Origin of the sequence: Streptomyces sp. NBC_01498 (genome assembly GCF_036327775.1) — a bacterium.
In the GTDB taxonomy this organism is placed as follows: domain Bacteria; phylum Actinomycetota; class Actinomycetes; order Streptomycetales; family Streptomycetaceae; genus Streptomyces.
Window position 1 is genome coordinate 6,726,315 of sequence record NZ_CP109598.1, and the last position, 15,577, is coordinate 6,741,891.

Here is a 15,577-nt window from a genome sequence, read left to right on the forward strand (position 1 = left end):
CGGGCGTAGGGAAGGTCACAGTTCGGAGCGCTTGCCCAGCGGGCATGAGCTGGATGTACTGAGGTGTACTGGCGAGTAATATTACGGTCGGTGCGGGGATCGACCTGACCGGAAAACCCCCCATCGGGCGCCTATGCTGCGAGCACCAAGGCAGCCCAGAAATGACGATGCAGTAGGAGAGCCGGCGTGAGCTTGAGGATCGTTGTCTGTGTGAAGTACGTGCCCGACGCGACGGGGGACCGGCATTTCGCCGACGACCTGACGCTGGACCGTGACGATGTGGACGGTCTGCTGTCGGAGCTGGACGAGTACGCGGTCGAGCAGGCGTTGCAGATCGCGGCGGCCCACAACGACTCCGGCGACGGCGACGCCGAGATCACCGTACTGACCGTCGGCCCCGAGGACGCCAAGGACGCGCTGCGCAAGGCGCTGTCGATGGGCGCCGACAAGGCCGTCCACGTCGAGGACGACGACCTGCACGGCACGGACGCGCTCGGCACCTCCATGGTCCTCGCCAAGGCGATCGAGAAGACCGGTTACGACCTGGTGGTCTGCGGCATGGCCTCCACCGACGGCACGATGGGCGTCCTGCCCGCGATGCTGGCGGAGCGCCTCGGGGTGCCCCAGGTGACGCTGCTGTCGGAGGTGTCCGTCGAGGGCGGCACCGTCAAGGGCCGCCGGGACGGCGACGCGGCGACCGTACGGCTCGAAGCCCCCCTGCCCGCCGTGGTGTCGGTGACGGACCAGTCGGGCGAGGCCCGTTACCCCTCGTTCAAGGGGATCATGGCTGCCAAGAAGAAGCCGGTGGAGTCCCTGGACCTGGAGGACCTGGACATCGACGCCGGGGACGTCGGCCTCGACGGCGCGTGGACGGCCGTCGACTCGGCCACGCAGCGCCCGGCCCGTACGGCGGGCACCATCGTCAACGACGAGGGCGACGGCGGCGAGCAGCTGGCCGGATATCTCGCCAGCCAGAAGTTCATCTGACGGGTGCGGTCCACCGCCCCCGACGCCGGTCCCGCCCCCTTCACGCCCACGCATTCGCAGGAGAACACATCCCATGGCTGAAGTCCTCGTCTATGTCGATCATGTGGACGGTGCCGTCCGCAAGCCCACCCTGGAGCTGCTGACGCTGGCCCGCCGTCTCGGCGACCCGGTCGCCGTCGCGCTCGGCGCGGGCGCCGCCGACACCGCCGCCGCGCTGGCGCAGCACGGCGCGGTGAAGGTGCTGACCGCCGACGCCCCCGAGTTCGCCGACTACCTGGTGGTCCCCAAGGTCGACGCGCTCCAGGCCGCGTACGACAGCGTGTCCCCGGCCGCCGTGCTCGTCCCCTCCTCCGCCGAGGGCAAGGAGATCGCCGCCCGTCTCGCGGTGCGGATCGGCTCGGGCCTGATCACCGACGCGATCGACGTCCAGGCCGGTGACGAGGGCCCGGTGGCGACGCAGTCGGCGTTCGCCGCCGCGTTCACCACCACCTCCCGGATCACCAAGGGCACCCCGGTCATCACCGTGAAGCCCAACTCCGCCCCGGTCGAGCCGGCCGCGGCGGCGGGCACCGTCGAGGAGCTGGCGGTCACCTTCGGTGCCGCCGCCACCGGCACCAGGATCGTCTCCAGCACGCCCCGCGAGTCGACCGGACGGCCGGAGCTGACCGAGGCCGCGATCGTCGTCTCCGGCGGACGCGGCGTCAACGGCGCCGAGAACTTCGCGATCATCGAGGCGCTGGCCGACTCGCTCGGCGCGGCCGTGGGCGCCTCGCGCGCCGCCGTGGACGCCGGCTGGTACCCGCACTCCCACCAGGTCGGCCAGACCGGCAAGTCGGTCTCCCCGCAGCTCTACATCGCCTCCGGCATCTCGGGCGCGATCCAGCACCGGGCGGGCATGCAGACCTCGAAGACCATCGTCGCGATCAACAAGGACGCCGAGGCTCCTATCTTCGACCTCGTCGACTACGGCGTCGTCGGGGACCTCTTCCAGGTCGTCCCCCAGCTCACCGAGGCCATCAAGGCGCGCAAGGGCTGAGTCCGTGCCGGCGTTCCGGGGCCGCGCGGCGGAGGGTCGCCGCGCGGCCCCGGCGCGGCCGGGCCTCGCCGTCCCGCCCTCGGCGGACGACCATTGACGAGGCCGGACGCGGTCGATTAGCTTCGCCATGCGGACGGTCGACTCCACATGGCGGAAACTGGAGGCGCGGCAATGGGGCACGGGCAACAGGAGACGGTCACGACGAGCCTCGCCGACGCGGTCGGCGACGGCATCGACGCCTCGCTCGCACCGGTCGACGCCGAACTCGCCCGGCGCTATCCGGGAGACCCCGGCACCCGACAGCCCGTCCACACCGTCTACGTCCCCGCCGACGCCTTCGACGCCGGCACCGTCCGCTCCTGGGGCGACCGGGCGCTCGCCGCCCTCGACGAACACGCCCCCGACGCCGCCTCACTGGCCCGTGTCCTCGGTCTCCCCGCCGAACTGGCCGGTCCGGTCCACGAACGCGTCCGGGCCAAGCTGGCACGCGAGCCGGTCGAAGACCTGCGGATCGACTTCGAGGACGGCTACGGCGCGCACACCGACGCGGAGGAGGACCACGCCGCCGCGCGCGCCGCGCGCCTCGTCCACGCGGCGTACGGGGACGGCACCGCCGCCCCGTACACCGGCATCCGGATCAAGTGCCTGGAGGCCCCCGTACGGAGACGGGCCGTCCGCACCCTCGACATCTTCCTCAGCGGGCTCATGGACGCGGGCGGACTGCCGGACGGGCTCGTCCTCACCCTGCCGAAGGTCACGTACACCGAACAGGTCACCGCCATGGTGCGGCTGGCGGAGGAGTTCGAGAAGGCACGCGGCCTGGAGCACGGCCGGATCGGCTTCGAGATCCAGATCGAGACCAGCCAGTCGATCCTCGCCGCCGACGGCACCGCCACCGTGTCCCGGATGATCGGCGCGGCGGACGGCCGCGCCACCGGACTGCACTACGGCACCTTCGACTACAGCGCCTGTGTCGGTGTCAGCGCCGCCCACCAGTCCAGCGACCACCCGGCCGCCGACCACGCCAAGGCCGTCATGCAGGTCGCCGCCGCCGGTACCGGCGTACGGGTCTCCGACGGCTCGACCAACGTGCTGCCCGTCGGCCCGGCCGAGCAGGTCCACGAGGCGTGGCGGCTGCACTACGGGCTCACCCGCCGCGCCCTGGCCCGCGCCTACTACCAGGGCTGGGACATGCATCCCGGCCATCTGCCCACGCGCTACGCGGCCGTCTACGCCTTCTACCGCGAGGGCCTCGCGCCCGCCGCCGCGCGACTCGCCGCGTACGTCGCGAAGACGGGCGGCGCCGTGCTGGACGAGCCCGCCACGGCCAGGGCCCTCAGCGGCCATCTGCTGCGCGGACTGGACTGCGGGGCACTGGACGACGACGAGGTCACCCGCCTCACCGGCCTGTCCCGCACCGACCTGGAGTCTTTCGCGAGGCCGGGCGGCGCGGGCGCCGGGGCCCCGGAGCGTTAGGGCCCGGTGCGGGGATCGCCCGGCTCGTCGCGTTGCGGGCGGCCTCGCACCGTACGGCCGCGCCGCCGGGCACACCGGTCCTCCGCCGAGCCGACGCGAACACCGGCCCCGCGCGGTGGGACCGGCCGATCCCCGACGGCCCGTCGGACGGGGCCCGGGGACACCTCCCGGGGAGTCCGCCGCGCGGAGCGCGCCGCCGGCATCCGCGCCGACCTGGAGTCCTTCGTGACGCCGGGCCGTACGGACCCGGAGCCGTGGGTCCGGCCGGGCGGACTCCCCGGACTCGGGACGGCTGAGCCGGCTCATCGGGCCGTGGGCGGCCTCGCACCGTCCGGCCCGGTCGTCCGCCGCGCCGTACCGACGTGCCAGGGAGGGTCCGCGCCGGGACCGGGCCGATCCCCGACGACCTTTCGTACGGGACCCGGGGACACCTCCCGGAGAGTCCGCCGCCGCGCGGACCGCGCGGGCTTCGCGGCGCCGGGACGCCCGCCGGTACCGCCCGCCCCCGTCGCGTACCCCGCCTACCGGCCCGACGGCGGGGGCAGTTCGCCCGAGCCGCGCGCGATCAGCCTCGTCGGCAGCACCACCTGGCTCGGCGCGTCGGCCGCGCCGTCGAGGCGGCGGAACAGCCGCTCCGCGGCCGTGCGGCCCAGGGTGGCCGCGTCCTGCGCCACGACCGTGACACCGGGGTCCAGCAGGTCGGCGAGTTCGATGTCGTCGAAGCCGACCAGGGCGACGGGCCGGTCGTGCGCGGCCAGTGCCCGGACGACCGTGACGGTCACCCGGTTGTTGCCGGTGAAGATCGCGGTGACCGGCTCCGGGGCCCCGAGCATCGTGACGACCGCCTCGTGCACCCGCTCCGGAACCGTCGTACCCAGCGACACCCAGGAATCCTCCACCGGCAGATCCGCGTCGGCCATCGCGGCCCGGTAGCCGCGCAGCCGCTCCACCGCCGTGTGGATACGGGGCTGGTCACCGATGAAGCCGATTCGCCGGTGGCCGTGCGCGACCAGATGGGCGGTGCCCGAGCGCGCGCCGCCGAAGCTGTCGGAGAGCACCGCGTCCGCGTCGATCCTTCCGGCGGGACGGTCCACGAAGACCGTCGCGACCCCGGCCTTGATCTCCGGCTCCAGATAACGGTGGTCGTGCCCCGCCGGGATGATGATCAGCCCGTCGACCCGGCGCGCGCACAGGGCGAGCACCAGTTCCTGCTCACGGTCCGGGTCCTCCGCGCTCGATCCGTTGATCAGCAGCGCGCCGTGGGACCGCGCGACCTCCTCCACCGCCCGGTTCAGCGGCCCGTAGAACGGGTCGGCGAGGTCTTCGAGCACCAGACCGATACTGGCGGTACGTCCCTTGCGGAGCACCCGTGCCGAGTCGTTGCGGCGGAACCCCAGCGCGTCGATCGCCTCCTGCACCCGCCGCTCGGTGTCCGGCGTGACTCCGGGCTCGGCGTTGACCACACGGGAGACCGTCTTGAGACCGACACCGGCGCGGGCTGCCACGTCTTTCATGGTGGGCCGATTACCGTAGCGGGGCTCGATGTGACGGGTGGTGTCGGCCACTGTGCGCTGTCCTGTCGTCGTTCGGTCGTTCTTCGGCGGTGGTTCGGTTGTCGTTCCGTGGTCGTTCCGTTGTCGTGCAAGGCTCGCGGCTTTGAGCATAGGCCCTGGACAACGTTGTCAGGGGAATGGACACTGTTCCATGAACCCGCAGGTCCCCCGCCCGTCCACGCCACCCCCGCCCGCGGGGAAACCCCCTCGCCCCCTGGAGATCCGACACTGATGCGTACCGACCTCGTAGCCGCTCTCGACATCGGCGGCACCAAGATCGCCGGCGCGTTGGTGGACGGCGACGGGAGACTCCTCGTACGGGCCCGCCGGTCCACCCCGGCGACCGAGGACGACGAGTCGGTGATGCGCGCGGTCGCCGAGGTGCTCGACGAGATCGGCGCGTCGCCCCTGTGGGCGCGTACGACCGCCGTCGGCATCGGCAGCGCGGGACCCGTGGACGCGGCGGCGGGCACGGTCAGCCCGGTCAACGTGCCGGGCTGGCGCGGCTTCCCGCTGGTGGAGCGGGTCCGGCTGGCCACCGGCGGGCTGCCGGTGACCCTCGTGGGCGACGGGGTCGCGATGACGGCGGCCGAACACTGGCAGGGCGCGGCCCGCGGCTACGACAACGCCCTGTGCATGGTGGTCTCCACCGGCGTCGGCGGTGGTCTGGTGCTGGGCGGCAAGCTCCACCCCGGTCCCTCGGGCAACGCCGGGCACATCGGCCACATCAGCGTGGACCTCGACGGCGACCTCTGCCCGTGCGGCGGACGCGGCTGTGTCGAACGCATCGCCAGCGGTCCCAACATCGCCCGCCGCGCCCTGGAGGGCGGCTGGCGGCCCGGCCCGGACGGTGACGCCTCGGCGGCGGCGGTCGCGGCGGCGGCCCGCGCCGGCGACGCGGTGGCGATCGCGTCGTTCGAGCGCGCCGCCCAGGCCCTGGCGGCGGGGATCGCCGCGACCGCGACGCTCACCGAGATCGGTATCGCGGTCGTCGGCGGGGGAGTGGCGAACGCGGGCGACGTGCTCTTCCGGCCGCTGCGCCGCGCGCTGCGCGACTACGCCACCCTCTCGTTCGTCCGGAACCTGACCGTGGCACCGGCGTTGACGGGGACGAACGCCGGTCTGGTGGGTGCGGCGGCGGCTGCCGCGCTCGGCCGCGAGCCCGTCGCCGTGCCCGGCGAGTCCTCGGCGATGAGCGCTCCGACAAGCCTGTGACACCCCGTCACCCGGCCCCCCGGAGGGGACGGGGCGGCGGTCCGGCCGCCGGATGACGTCCGGGGCCGGACCGCACGCGACCGGAAGGCGCACACGGCCGAGCCCCACACACGAGCGGCAGCCGCCCGCCACCGGTGGGCGACCTCCTCAGGAGGCGGGCTCCCGGGCCTGCTGCGGCACCACCACCAGGAAGACGTCCGACTCCAGGTCCATCACGACCTCGGCGGGCGTCCCCTCGTCCCGCCTCGCCCGCGCGTACTCCTCCGCGCGCCAGCTTCCGCGCGGGTCCCCCGCCGGGAAGCGCTCCAGTACGTCGCGGTGCATCGCGTACCCCCTCGTCATATGCGTCTCCAACGACACGCCGGGCGGATGAGTTACGGCTCCGGCCGAAAACCTCGGCAGGGCCGGACGGGCCGCCGCCTCCGTAAAGAGGTGGCGAACAGGCCACGCACCGGCCACGACAGGGTGTCGACAGGGCAGCCGGAATCGGCCACGTGTTTCCCGTGCCCGGTCTTGCGGGCAATCCACATGGGGCTACGGAAGAGGGGGAACTGTGATCGTCTGGGTGAATGGGGCGTTCGGAGCGGGAAAGACAAGTACGGCGCGCCAACTGATCGACATGATCCCACATAGCACCCTTTACGATCCGGAACTGATCGGTTCGGGGCTGCGGGAGTTGCTGCCGCAGAAGCGGCTCGCCGAAGTGAGCGACTATCAGGACCTGCCGATCTGGCGCCGGCTGGTGGTCGACACCGCCGCCGCGCTCCTCGCCGACGTGGGCGGGGTGCTGGTCGTCCCGATGACGCTGCTGCGCCAGGAGTACCGGGACGAGATCTTCGGTGGCCTGGCGTCGCGCCGCATTCCCGTCCGGCATGTGCTGCTGTCGGTGGACGAAACGATTTTGCGCAGGCGAATAGCGGGCCGCACCGGTGCCGAGTCGGACGACGAGGATCCCGCGAGCGCGGAGCGGGCCCGGCAGTGGGCGTACGCGCACATCGAGCCCTACGGCGCCGCCCTCGGCTGGCTCAGGACCGACGCCCTCGTCGTGGACGCCGGGGAGCTCACTCCGGCGCAGTGCGCGGCGGTCGTCGCGGACGCCGTCCACGCGGGTACGGAGGGGCTGTGCGAGATCGTGCAGACGCCCGAGCCGACGGCGGAGACCGTCGCGGCGGGCGTGCTGCTCTTCGACGAGGGGGACCGGGTCCTGCTGGTGGACCCCACCTACAAGCCGGGCTGGGAGTTCCCCGGCGGTGTCGTCGAGCGCGGCGAGGCACCCGCGCGGGCCGGGATGCGCGAGGTCACCGAGGAGATCGGCATCGAACTCGCGGAGGTGCCCCGGCTGTTGGTGGTGGACTGGGAGCCGCCGGCGCCGCCCGGTTTCGGCGGGCTGCGGCTGATCTTCGACGGCGGCCGGCTGCCGGTGGACGACGCCGAGCGGCTGCTGCTGCCGGGGTCGGAGCTGCGCGGCTGGCGGTTCGTCACGGAGGCGGAGGCGGCGTCGCTGCTGCCGCCCGCCCGTTACGAGCGGCTGCGCTGGGCGCTACGGGCCCGGGAGCGGGGGACCGTGCTCAATCTGGAGGCCGGTGTCCCGGTCGGCTGACGCGCGCAGTACGGCGGCGGCGTCCGTGCCGGCGGTGTCACCGGTGACGAGCGGATCGCCGTGGCCGAAACAGACCGTGGACGGGCCCAGCGCCGCCAGCCGGATCATGGACCGTTTGGCGCTCTCCCGGTTGACGTTGAACACGCCGAGCATCACCCGGCCCTCGGCGGCGGCCACCGCGTCACCGGTGAACAGCACACCGTGGTAAGGCAGATGCACGGCGACGGACCCGTACGTGTGCCCGGGGACGTGCACCACCCGGGCACCGTCGCCGAACGGCAGGATGTCGCCGTCCTCCAGTTCGCGGTCCACCCGGGTCGGCGGCGCGGGCGGCACGGTCAGCCCGCGCTCGTACAGCGGGATCTCCCAGTCCAGGAGCAGCGGGTCGGGCACGGGCCACTCGCCCCGGATGATCGGTGCGTCGAGCCGGTGCGCCATCACCTCGGCGCCGTACCGCCCCGCGAGTTCCTGCGCCGCGCCGACATGGTCGCGGTGGCAGTGGGTGAGGACGATACGGCGCAGATTCCCGGGGGTGAGGCCGAGATCGCGAATGGCGTGTTCGATGTCCGGTCCCGCGTAGAGATGACCGGAGTCGACGAGAGTCAGCTCGTTCTCGTCCTGCCACAGATACGCCTGACCGATGGGGAAACGGAGCATATGCAGCCGTGGACTGATCGCAACGAGATCCATGGGTCGAATGTATGCATGGCGGAACGGCCGCGCGCGTCACTTCGCTGACGGCGATTTCCGCTGTCCGCAGAACGGTCGCGGTGAACCTTCCGCAGCGCTTCGCGTCCGGCCGCGCGGCCCGCCCGGCGGCGGGCCGCGTACCGGCTCAACCCCGCTTCGAGCGAGCGTAGTTGACCAGGAAATGCGCTTCGGCGACGGACAGCCGCTCCAACTCCTCGGGCGACACGCTCTCGTTGACCGCGTGGATCTGCGCCTCCGGCTCGCTCAGCCCGATCAGCAGGATCTCCGCCTCCGGGTACAGCGCGGTCAGCGTGTTGCAGAGCGGGATGGAGCCGCCCATCCCGGCGGTCTGCATCTCCTCGCCCGGATACGCGACGGCCATCGCCTCGGCCATCGAGGCGTACGCGGGGCTGGTGGTGTCCGCCCTGAACGGCTGGCCCTGCCCGACCTGTTCGACGGAGACCCGCGCGCCCCACGGGGTGTGCGCCTCGACGTGCGCGGTGAGCAGCTTCGTCGCCTCGACGGCGTCCTGGCCCGGCGGCACCCGCAGACTGATCTGCGCGCGGGCGCTCGCCTGCACCGACGGCGTCGCGCCCACCACCGGCGGGCAGTCGATCCCGACCACGGTGACCGCGGGCCGGGCCCAGATCCGGTCGGCGACGGTGCCCCGGCCGATCAGCCCGACCCCGTCCAGCACCTTGGCGTCCCTCGCGAAGTCGGCCTCGGGATAGGCGAGTCCGTCCCACTCGGCAGCGGAGTCCAGACCGTCCACGGTCGTCGAGCCGTCGTCCGCGCGCAGGGACGCCAGCAACTGGATGAGCGCGGCGAGGGCGTCCGGGGCGGCGCCGCCGAACTGGCCGGAGTGCAGGTTGCCTTCGAGGGTGTCGACCCGCACACGCAGCATCGTCATCCCGCGCAGCGTCGCCGTGACCGTCGGCAGCCCGGCCCGGAAGTTCCCCGAGTCCCCGATCACGATGGTGTCCGCGACCAGCAGCTCCGGGTGCTCCTCGGCGTACCGCTCCAGACCGCCGGTGCCCTGCTCCTCCGAACCCTCCACGATCACCTTGATGTTCACCGGCACCCCGCCCGCCGCCTTGAGGGCGCGCAGCGCGAGCAGATGCATCACGAAGCCGCCCTTGCAGTCGGCGGAGCCCCGCCCGTACCAGCGGCCGTCCCGCTCGGTCAGCTCGAACGGCGGGCTGAGCCAGGCGCTCTCGTCGAGCGGCGGCTGTACGTCGTAGTGCGCGTACAGCAATACGGTCGGCGTGTCCTGCGGACCGGCCAGGAAGCCGTAGACGGACTGACTGCCGTCCGGCGTGTCCAGCGTCGCGACATCCTCGAAGCCCTCGGCGCGCAGGGCGTCCGCCACCCACATGGCGGCGGCCTCGCACTCCTCGCGCGGGAACTGCGCGGGGTCCGCCACCGACCGGAAGGCCACCAGTTCGGCGAGCTCCGCCCGCGCGCGGGGCATCAGCGAGGCGACGGTTTCGGCGATCGGACTGGCGGACATGGGCACGCTCCTGGCGGGTGGGACGTTGACGGTGTGTGAGGGCGGTCGGGGACCGGGCCGATCCTCCCACAACGGACCGGGCCCGCAGGCGCCGTAGGATGCCGTGCGACAGCAAGGGCCCCCGGTCGGATCAGGAGCAGAAGCACATCGTGAGCAGCGAGAACGCAGATGCCGGAAGTGAACCTGGAAGCGCCCCCGGGACCGGTCCCGAGACCGGTCCGGCGGGTGAGCACGACCGTTCGGTGTGGGACGTGGTCGTGGTCGGCGCGGGCCCGGCCGGGGCGTCCGCGGCCTACGCGGCGGCCGTCGCGGGCCGCCGGGTGCTGCTCCTGGAGAAGGCCGAGCTGCCCCGCTACAAGACCTGCGGCGGCGGCATCATCGGCCCCTCGCGCGACTCGCTGCCGCCCGGCTTCGAACTGCCGCTGCGCGACCGGGTGCACGCGGTCACGTTCTCGATGAACGGCCGGCTGGCCCGGACCCGCCGCTCCCGGCGCATGCTCTTCGGGCTGATCAACAGGCCCGAGTTCGACGCGAGCCTGGTGGAGCACGCGCAGAAGGCGGGCGCCGTGCTGCGTACCGGCGCCTCGGTCTCCCGCGTCCAGCAGCACGGCCCGGCCGTGCCCGACCGCCGTACGGTCGCCGTGGTCCTCTCGGACGGCGAGACGATCCTGTCGCGCGCGGTCGTCGGCGCCGACGGCAGCGCGGGCCGGATAGGCGCACATGTCGGGGTCAAGCTCGACCAGGTGGACCTCGGACTGGAGCTGGAGATCCCGGTGCCGCCGACGGTCGCCGAGGACTGGGCGGGACGGGTCCTCATCGACTGGGGCCCGCTGCCGGGGAGTTACGGCTGGGTGTTCCCCAAGGGCGACACGCTCACCGTCGGGGTCATCTCGGCGCGCGGCGACGGCGCCGCGACGAAGCGCTATCTGGAGGACTTCGTCGCCAAGCAGGGGCTCGCCGGGTTCGAGCCCTCGGTCTCCTCGGGGCATCTGACCCGCTGCCGCACTGAGGACTCGCCGCTCTCGCGCGGCCGGGTGCTGGTCTGCGGCGACGCGGCGGGGCTCCTGGAGCCGTGGACCCGGGAGGGCATCTCCTTCGCGCTGCGCTCGGGCCGGCTGGCGGGGGAGTGGGCGGTACGGATCGCGGAGGCGCACGACGCGGTGGACGCCCGCCGCCAGGCGCTGAACTACACCTTCGCGATCAAGGCCGGTCTCGGCGTGGAGATGGGCGTCGGCCGGCGCATGCTCGCCGTCTTCGAACGCCGGCCCGGCATGCTGCACGCGGCGATCACCGGTTTCCGCCCGGCGTGGAAGGCGTTCGCCGACATCACGCGCGGCGTCACGTCCCTGGGCGGTCTGGTACGGACGCACCCGCTGGCCCGGCGCGCGCTGGACGTCCTCGACCGGCAGCGGGCGGGGACCGCGCAGGGCCCGGGGAGCGGCGAGCAGGACACGGACGCGACGGGGGGCGACGACGGCCGCGACACGGACCGCGAGGGCAGCGCGGTCACGCCGTAGGGCCGGGCGGGAGGGCAGGGCGGTCCGGGCCACCGCCAGGATCTGCGGCGCGCCCGACCCGCCGACCTGGTCCCCGCCGACGCCGCCGGCGTACCGGCCTCCCGGCCGTACCGGCCTCCCGGCCGTACCGGCCCCGGCCCGGCAGCCGCGCCGTACTCCACCGGGAGTACGCGCGACCGCCACGCCCGGCGGACGCCGACGGCCGGTCGGCCGGTCTAGCGTGGCGGTATGGACGAGCGGATCAGGCATCTCGGGTTCGGTCACCCCTGGCTGAGGGGCGGGCCGGGGGCGGGTGACGGGGGGGAGACGTCACGGCTGCCCTGGCTCAGCAGTCTGCTGCTCGCCGTCCTCGTCCTCGTCGGGACGGGATTCGCCGCCGAGGGGCAGCCCGACCGGGAGCCGCTGGACGTGTTCGCCCGGCTCCTGCTGCTCGCCGGGCCCGCGCTGCTCCTGCTGCGTTACCGGCGGCCCGTCGTCTGTGTCCTCGGCGTGGCCCTGTCCGTCCTGGTGTACCTCGGCGCGGGCTACCCGTACGGCCCGGTCCTGATCACCGTCGCGGTCGCCGTCTTCGCCGCGATCGTCTCCGGACACCGCCGGGCGGCCTGGTGGGCGATCGGCCTTCTCTGGGCCGGGCATCTGCTGGTCGTCCATCTGCTCTACCGCCATCTGCCGCCGAGCGGCGACGCCGCGGCGTCCTGGTGGCCCGAAGTGGGCGTCGCCGCCTGGGTGGCGGCCGTCCTGGTCGGCTCCGAGCTGGTCGGGATGCGCCGGGAGCGGTGGGCCCACGACCGGCGGGAGCGGGCCGCCGCCGAGACACGCCGCGCCGACGAGGAACGGCTGCGCATCGCGCGCGAACTCCACGACGTCCTCGCCCACTCCCTCTCGGTCATCCACGTCCAGGCCGGTGTGGGCCTCGCGCTGCTCGATTCCGACCCGGAACAGGCCCGCACCGCGCTCACCACCGTCAAGGCCGCCAGCAAGGAGGCGCTGGGCGAGGTACGGCAGGTGCTGGACACCCTCCGTACCTCCGGCGCCGCCCCGCGCGCCCCCGCGCCGGGACTCGACCGGCTTCCCGAACTGGCCGAACAGGCGGCGGGCGCCGGGCTCGCCGTCGAGCTGGCGTACGACGGCGAGCGCGTCCCGCTGGCCCCCGGCGCCGACCTCGCCGCCTTCCGTATCGTCCAGGAAGCGCTGACCAACGTGGTCCGGCACTCCGGTTCGCGTACGGCGCGAGTACGCGTCGGCTACGGCACGGACCGGCTCACCCTCCGTATCGACGACACGGGGCCCGCCACCGGCGACGAGGCGGGCGGCAGCGGCAACGGACTGGCCGGGATGCGCGAACGCGCCGCCGCGCTCGGCGGCGCCATCGAGGCGGGTCCCCGCCCGGACGGGGGCTTCCGCGTACGGGCCTCCCTCCCCCTGACGCCCAAGGAGACCCCGTGATCCGTGTCCTGCTCGCCGACGACCAGTCGCTCGTCCGGGCGGGCTTCCGCGCGCTGCTCGACGCCCAGCCGGACATCGAGGTCGCGGGAGAGGCCGCCGATGGTGCCGAGGCGCTGCGCAAGGCGCGCGAACTCGCCCCGGACGTCGTCCTGATGGACATCCGGATGCCGGTGATGGACGGCCTCGACGCCACCCGCGGGATCACCGGGGACAGCGCTCTGGGCCGGGTGAGGGTGGTCATGCTCACCACCTTCGAACTCGACGAGTACGTCTTCGAGGCGCTGCGTTCGGGCGCGTCCGGCTTTCTCGTCAAGGACACCGAACCGGACGAACTGCTGCGCGCCGTACGGGCGGTGGTGGACGGCGACGCGCTGCTGTCGCCCGGGGTGACGCGCCGGCTGATCGCGGAGTTCGCCTCCCGTTCCAAGACGCCCACCGGCGCCTACGGTCTCGGTGAACTCACCGACCGGGAACGGGAGGTGATGGCGCTCGTCGGGATGGGGCTCTCCAACGAGGAGATCGCCCGCAGGCTGGTCGTCAGCCCGCTCACCGCCAAGACTCATGTGAGCCGCGCGATGGTGAAGCTCCGCGCCCGCGACCGGGCCCAACTGGTCGTCCTGGCCTACGAGTCGGGGCTGGTCCGGCCGGGCTGGCTCGGCTGACGCAGCACCGGGGAACCGTCACGCTCGGTGTCCTCAGACCTCGCGGGGCGTGTGCGCCCGGCCCGTACGGCCGGTCAGCAGCCGTACGAACGCCCCGATGGCCGCCGCCTGGATCAACACCGAGGCGATGAGGGCCAGATAGCCGAAACCGGACGAGGAGGCGAACGAGTCCCCTATCAGCGAGCCGCCGGCGAAGAAGAGGAAGACGGTGGGCGCCGCGAGGAAGAACAGCCACACGCCCGCGAACGACGCGTCGTTGTGGTGCACGAACAGCGTGTCCACGGCGACGAAGACCGCTGTCGCGGCGACGACGGCGAGATAGATCTGCGAGGCGCGGTTGCCGTAGATCATCCGGGCGGGGCGCTGGGCGAGCCTGGTCAGTGTGGTCAGGCGTCCTGACGTCATGATGCGTTCTCCCGTATCGGTTGACTTCCTCCATCGTGGGACGGACCGAACCGCTGTGCCTGAGTACCGCTACTCATCCCTCCTGATGCGCCGTGCGGGCGGCCGGTGCGTCCGCGACTACGCCTGCCCGCGCCTGACCGGCCGAGACATCGGCCGGAAGATCCGCCGGAACGCCGGCCGGGAGATCCGCCCGGTCGGCGGGTACCGGTCCCGGGGCCGGGACGGCGCGGGCGCCGTACGCGACGAGGGCCGCGGCTGCCGCCAGCAGGGCGACGGTGGTCAGCGCGACGGGCAGCGAGAACCAGTCGGCGAGGAAACCGATCGCGGGCGGTCCCAGCAGCATGCCGCCGTATCCCAGTGTGGACGCGGCGGCCACTCCGCTCGGCCCCGCGAGCGCGCCCGCACGGGCCACGGCCACCGGGAAGATGTTGGCCAGTCCGAGCCCGGTGACGGCGAAGCCGAGCAGCGCGAGCCAGATCGTGGGCGCGAGGGCGCCGAGGAGCATGCCGAGCGCGGCGACCAGCCCGCCGGCCACCAACGTCCGTGTCTGGCCGAGCCGTTCGATCAGCGCCGTACCGGACAGCCGGCCCACGGTCATCGCGAGCGCGAAGAGCGAGTACCCGGCGGCGGCGAGTCCGGCCCCGGCGTCGAGGTCCTGGGCCAGATGCAGGGCGCCCCAGTCCGCGAGGGCGCCCTCGCCGTACGCGGTGCACAGCGCGATCAACCCGAGCAGGACGACCAGCCGCCGCGTCCGGCGATCCGTCCGCCGGGGGGCCTTCGCACCGTCCCGCGCGGGCGCCGCGGCCGGGGGCGCGACGTGGCGGTGGCGCAGCAGCGAGGGTGCGGCGAGCGCGGTGACGACCAGGCCCACGGCGGTGAGGGCCAGCAGATGCGTGGACGCGGAGAGATCGCCCGCCACCAGGCCGCCGAGTCCCGCGCCCGCCATGCCGCCCAGGCTGAACGCGGCGTGGAAGCTGGACATCACGGGACGGCCGAGCGCGGTGACGAGATCGACGGCCCCGCTGTTCATCGAGACGTTGAGACCGCCGTAGGCCGCACCGAAGACGAGCAGGACCAGTCCCAGTGCCGGTACGGAATGCGTGCGCGCGGGCAGTGCGATGCTCAGCGCCAGCAGGACGGAGCTGACCACGGTGACCGGATGGCTGCCGAACCGCTTGCACATCCGTCCCGTGAACATCATCGTCACCACGGCTCCGGCGGACACCCCGAGCAGGGCCAGCCCGAGGTCGCTCGCCGACGCGCCGGTCTGCTCCTTGACGGCGGGGATGCGGACGACCCAGCCGGCGAAGAGGAAGCCGTCCAGGGCGAAGAACACGGTCAGCGTCGTGCGGAGACGGGTGAGGCGGGAGCGCGGCGAGCCACGGGCGGGGTCGCCGCCGAGGCCGCCGGGAAGAGCTGTCCGGAGTTTGTTTAGAATCGGCACAAAAGAAGGATAGGGGCTCCCCGCCGATCCCTACAA

14 protein-coding genes are annotated in these 15,577 nt (G+C 73.3%); 8 read left to right on the forward strand and 6 right to left on the reverse strand.

Annotated features, from left to right (window positions below; translation table 11 throughout):
• Positions 1 to 186: 186 nt before the first annotated feature.
• The 3 genes from OG875_RS28770 (at position 187) to OG875_RS28780 (ending at position 3,499) form a co-directional block, all read left to right on the forward strand.
• The gene (locus OG875_RS28770; protein ID WP_330177151.1) at positions 187 to 987 is read left to right on the forward strand and encodes an electron transfer flavoprotein subunit beta/FixA family protein; all 801 of its coding nucleotides are present in this window, start codon (positions 187 to 189) and stop codon (positions 985 to 987) included.
• A gap of 73 nt (positions 988 to 1,060) precedes the next feature.
• Entirely contained in the window at positions 1,061 to 2,023 is a 963-nt protein-coding gene (locus OG875_RS28775) for an electron transfer flavoprotein subunit alpha/FixB family protein (RefSeq protein ID WP_330177152.1), read from the forward strand.
• A 171-nt stretch (positions 2,024 to 2,194) separates the two neighbouring features.
• Positions 2,195 to 3,499 (forward strand): DUF6986 family protein, encoded by a 1,305-nt coding sequence (locus OG875_RS28780; RefSeq protein ID WP_330177153.1) that lies wholly within the window; start codon positions 2,195 to 2,197, stop codon positions 3,497 to 3,499.
• Positions 3,500 to 4,020: 521 nt separating this feature from the next.
• On the opposite strand, the gene OG875_RS28785 is transcribed toward OG875_RS28780, so the two are convergent.
• Entirely contained in the window at positions 4,021 to 5,064 is a 1,044-nt protein-coding gene (locus OG875_RS28785; RefSeq protein ID WP_330177154.1) for a LacI family DNA-binding transcriptional regulator, read from the reverse strand.
• 219 nt (positions 5,065 to 5,283) lie between these two features.
• Between OG875_RS28785 and OG875_RS28790 the strand changes: the two genes are divergently transcribed.
• On the forward strand, positions 5,284 to 6,267 hold the full coding sequence (locus tag OG875_RS28790) for an ROK family protein (protein WP_330177155.1): 984 nt from the start codon (positions 5,284 to 5,286) through the stop codon (positions 6,265 to 6,267).
• 147 nt (positions 6,268 to 6,414) lie between these two features.
• On the opposite strand, the gene OG875_RS28795 is transcribed toward OG875_RS28790, so the two are convergent.
• Entirely contained in the window at positions 6,415 to 6,609 is a 195-nt protein-coding gene (locus OG875_RS28795; RefSeq protein ID WP_330177972.1) for a hypothetical protein, read from the reverse strand.
• Positions 6,610 to 6,820: 211 nt separating this feature from the next.
• On the opposite strand from OG875_RS28795, the gene OG875_RS28800 reads away from it, so the two are divergent.
• Positions 6,821 to 7,867, forward strand: coding sequence for an NUDIX hydrolase (locus OG875_RS28800; protein ID WP_330177156.1), 1,047 nt, complete (start codon positions 6,821 to 6,823; stop codon positions 7,865 to 7,867).
• Here the strand turns inward: OG875_RS28800 and OG875_RS28805 are convergent.
• Positions 7,808 to 8,557, reverse strand: coding sequence for an MBL fold metallo-hydrolase (locus tag OG875_RS28805; protein ID WP_330177157.1), 750 nt, complete (start codon positions 8,555 to 8,557; stop codon positions 7,808 to 7,810). The genes OG875_RS28800 and OG875_RS28805 overlap by 60 nt on opposite strands.
• Positions 8,558 to 8,702: 145 nt before the next feature.
• Complete coding sequence (locus tag OG875_RS28810) at positions 8,703 to 10,067, reverse strand: dipeptidase (protein WP_330177158.1); 1,365 nt, start codon at positions 10,065 to 10,067, stop codon at positions 8,703 to 8,705.
• A gap of 149 nt (positions 10,068 to 10,216) precedes the next feature.
• On the opposite strand from OG875_RS28810, the gene OG875_RS28815 reads away from it, so the two are divergent.
• From OG875_RS28815 to OG875_RS28825, 3 genes are all read left to right on the forward strand, one after another.
• Positions 10,217 to 11,584 carry a geranylgeranyl reductase family protein gene (locus OG875_RS28815; RefSeq protein ID WP_443079219.1) on the forward strand — a complete coding sequence of 456 codons (1,368 nt, stop codon included), beginning with the start codon at positions 10,217 to 10,219 and terminating at the stop codon, positions 11,582 to 11,584.
• A gap of 228 nt (positions 11,585 to 11,812) precedes the next feature.
• Positions 11,813 to 13,030 carry a sensor histidine kinase gene (locus tag OG875_RS28820; RefSeq protein ID WP_330177160.1) on the forward strand — a complete coding sequence of 406 codons (1,218 nt, stop codon included), beginning with the start codon at positions 11,813 to 11,815 and terminating at the stop codon, positions 13,028 to 13,030.
• Positions 13,027 to 13,692 carry a response regulator transcription factor gene (locus tag OG875_RS28825; protein WP_330177161.1) on the forward strand — a complete coding sequence of 222 codons (666 nt, stop codon included), beginning with the start codon at positions 13,027 to 13,029 and terminating at the stop codon, positions 13,690 to 13,692. The genes OG875_RS28820 and OG875_RS28825 overlap by 4 nt, the downstream gene beginning before the upstream one ends.
• Positions 13,693 to 13,725: 33 nt before the next feature.
• Here OG875_RS28825 and OG875_RS28830 read toward each other — a convergent pair whose 3' ends face one another.
• On the reverse strand, positions 13,726 to 14,097 hold the full coding sequence (locus OG875_RS28830; protein WP_330177162.1) for an SCO4225 family membrane protein: 372 nt from the start codon (positions 14,095 to 14,097) through the stop codon (positions 13,726 to 13,728).
• A gap of 73 nt (positions 14,098 to 14,170) precedes the next feature.
• Positions 14,171 to 15,541, reverse strand: a complete 1,371-nt coding sequence (locus OG875_RS28835; protein ID WP_330177163.1) for an MFS transporter — start codon at positions 15,539 to 15,541, stop codon at positions 14,171 to 14,173.
• Positions 15,542 to 15,577: the final 36 nt, after the last annotated feature.

What these genes read in the sequence shown, in the direction of transcription:
- OG875_RS28775 (WP_330177152.1), top strand. Translation starts at nt 1,061, where the DNA reads ATGGCTGAAGTCCTCGTCTATGTCGATCATGTGGACGGTGCCGTCCGC.
- OG875_RS28780 (WP_330177153.1), top strand. Translation starts at nt 2,195, where the DNA reads ATGGGGCACGGGCAACAGGAGACGGTCACGACGAGCCTCGCCGACGCG.
- OG875_RS28790 (WP_330177155.1), top strand. Translation starts at nt 5,284, where the DNA reads ATGCGTACCGACCTCGTAGCCGCTCTCGACATCGGCGGCACCAAGATC.
- OG875_RS28795 (WP_330177972.1), bottom strand. Translation starts at nt 6,609, where the DNA reads ATGACGAGGGGGTACGCGATGCACCGCGACGTACTGGAGCGCTTCCCG.
- OG875_RS28805 (WP_330177157.1), bottom strand. Translation starts at nt 8,557, where the DNA reads ATGGATCTCGTTGCGATCAGTCCACGGCTGCATATGCTCCGTTTCCCC.
- OG875_RS28810 (WP_330177158.1), bottom strand. Translation starts at nt 10,067, where the DNA reads ATGTCCGCCAGTCCGATCGCCGAAACCGTCGCCTCGCTGATGCCCCGC.
- OG875_RS28820 (WP_330177160.1), top strand. Translation starts at nt 11,813, where the DNA reads ATGGACGAGCGGATCAGGCATCTCGGGTTCGGTCACCCCTGGCTGAGG.
- OG875_RS28830 (WP_330177162.1), bottom strand. Translation starts at nt 14,097, where the DNA reads ATGACGTCAGGACGCCTGACCACACTGACCAGGCTCGCCCAGCGCCCC.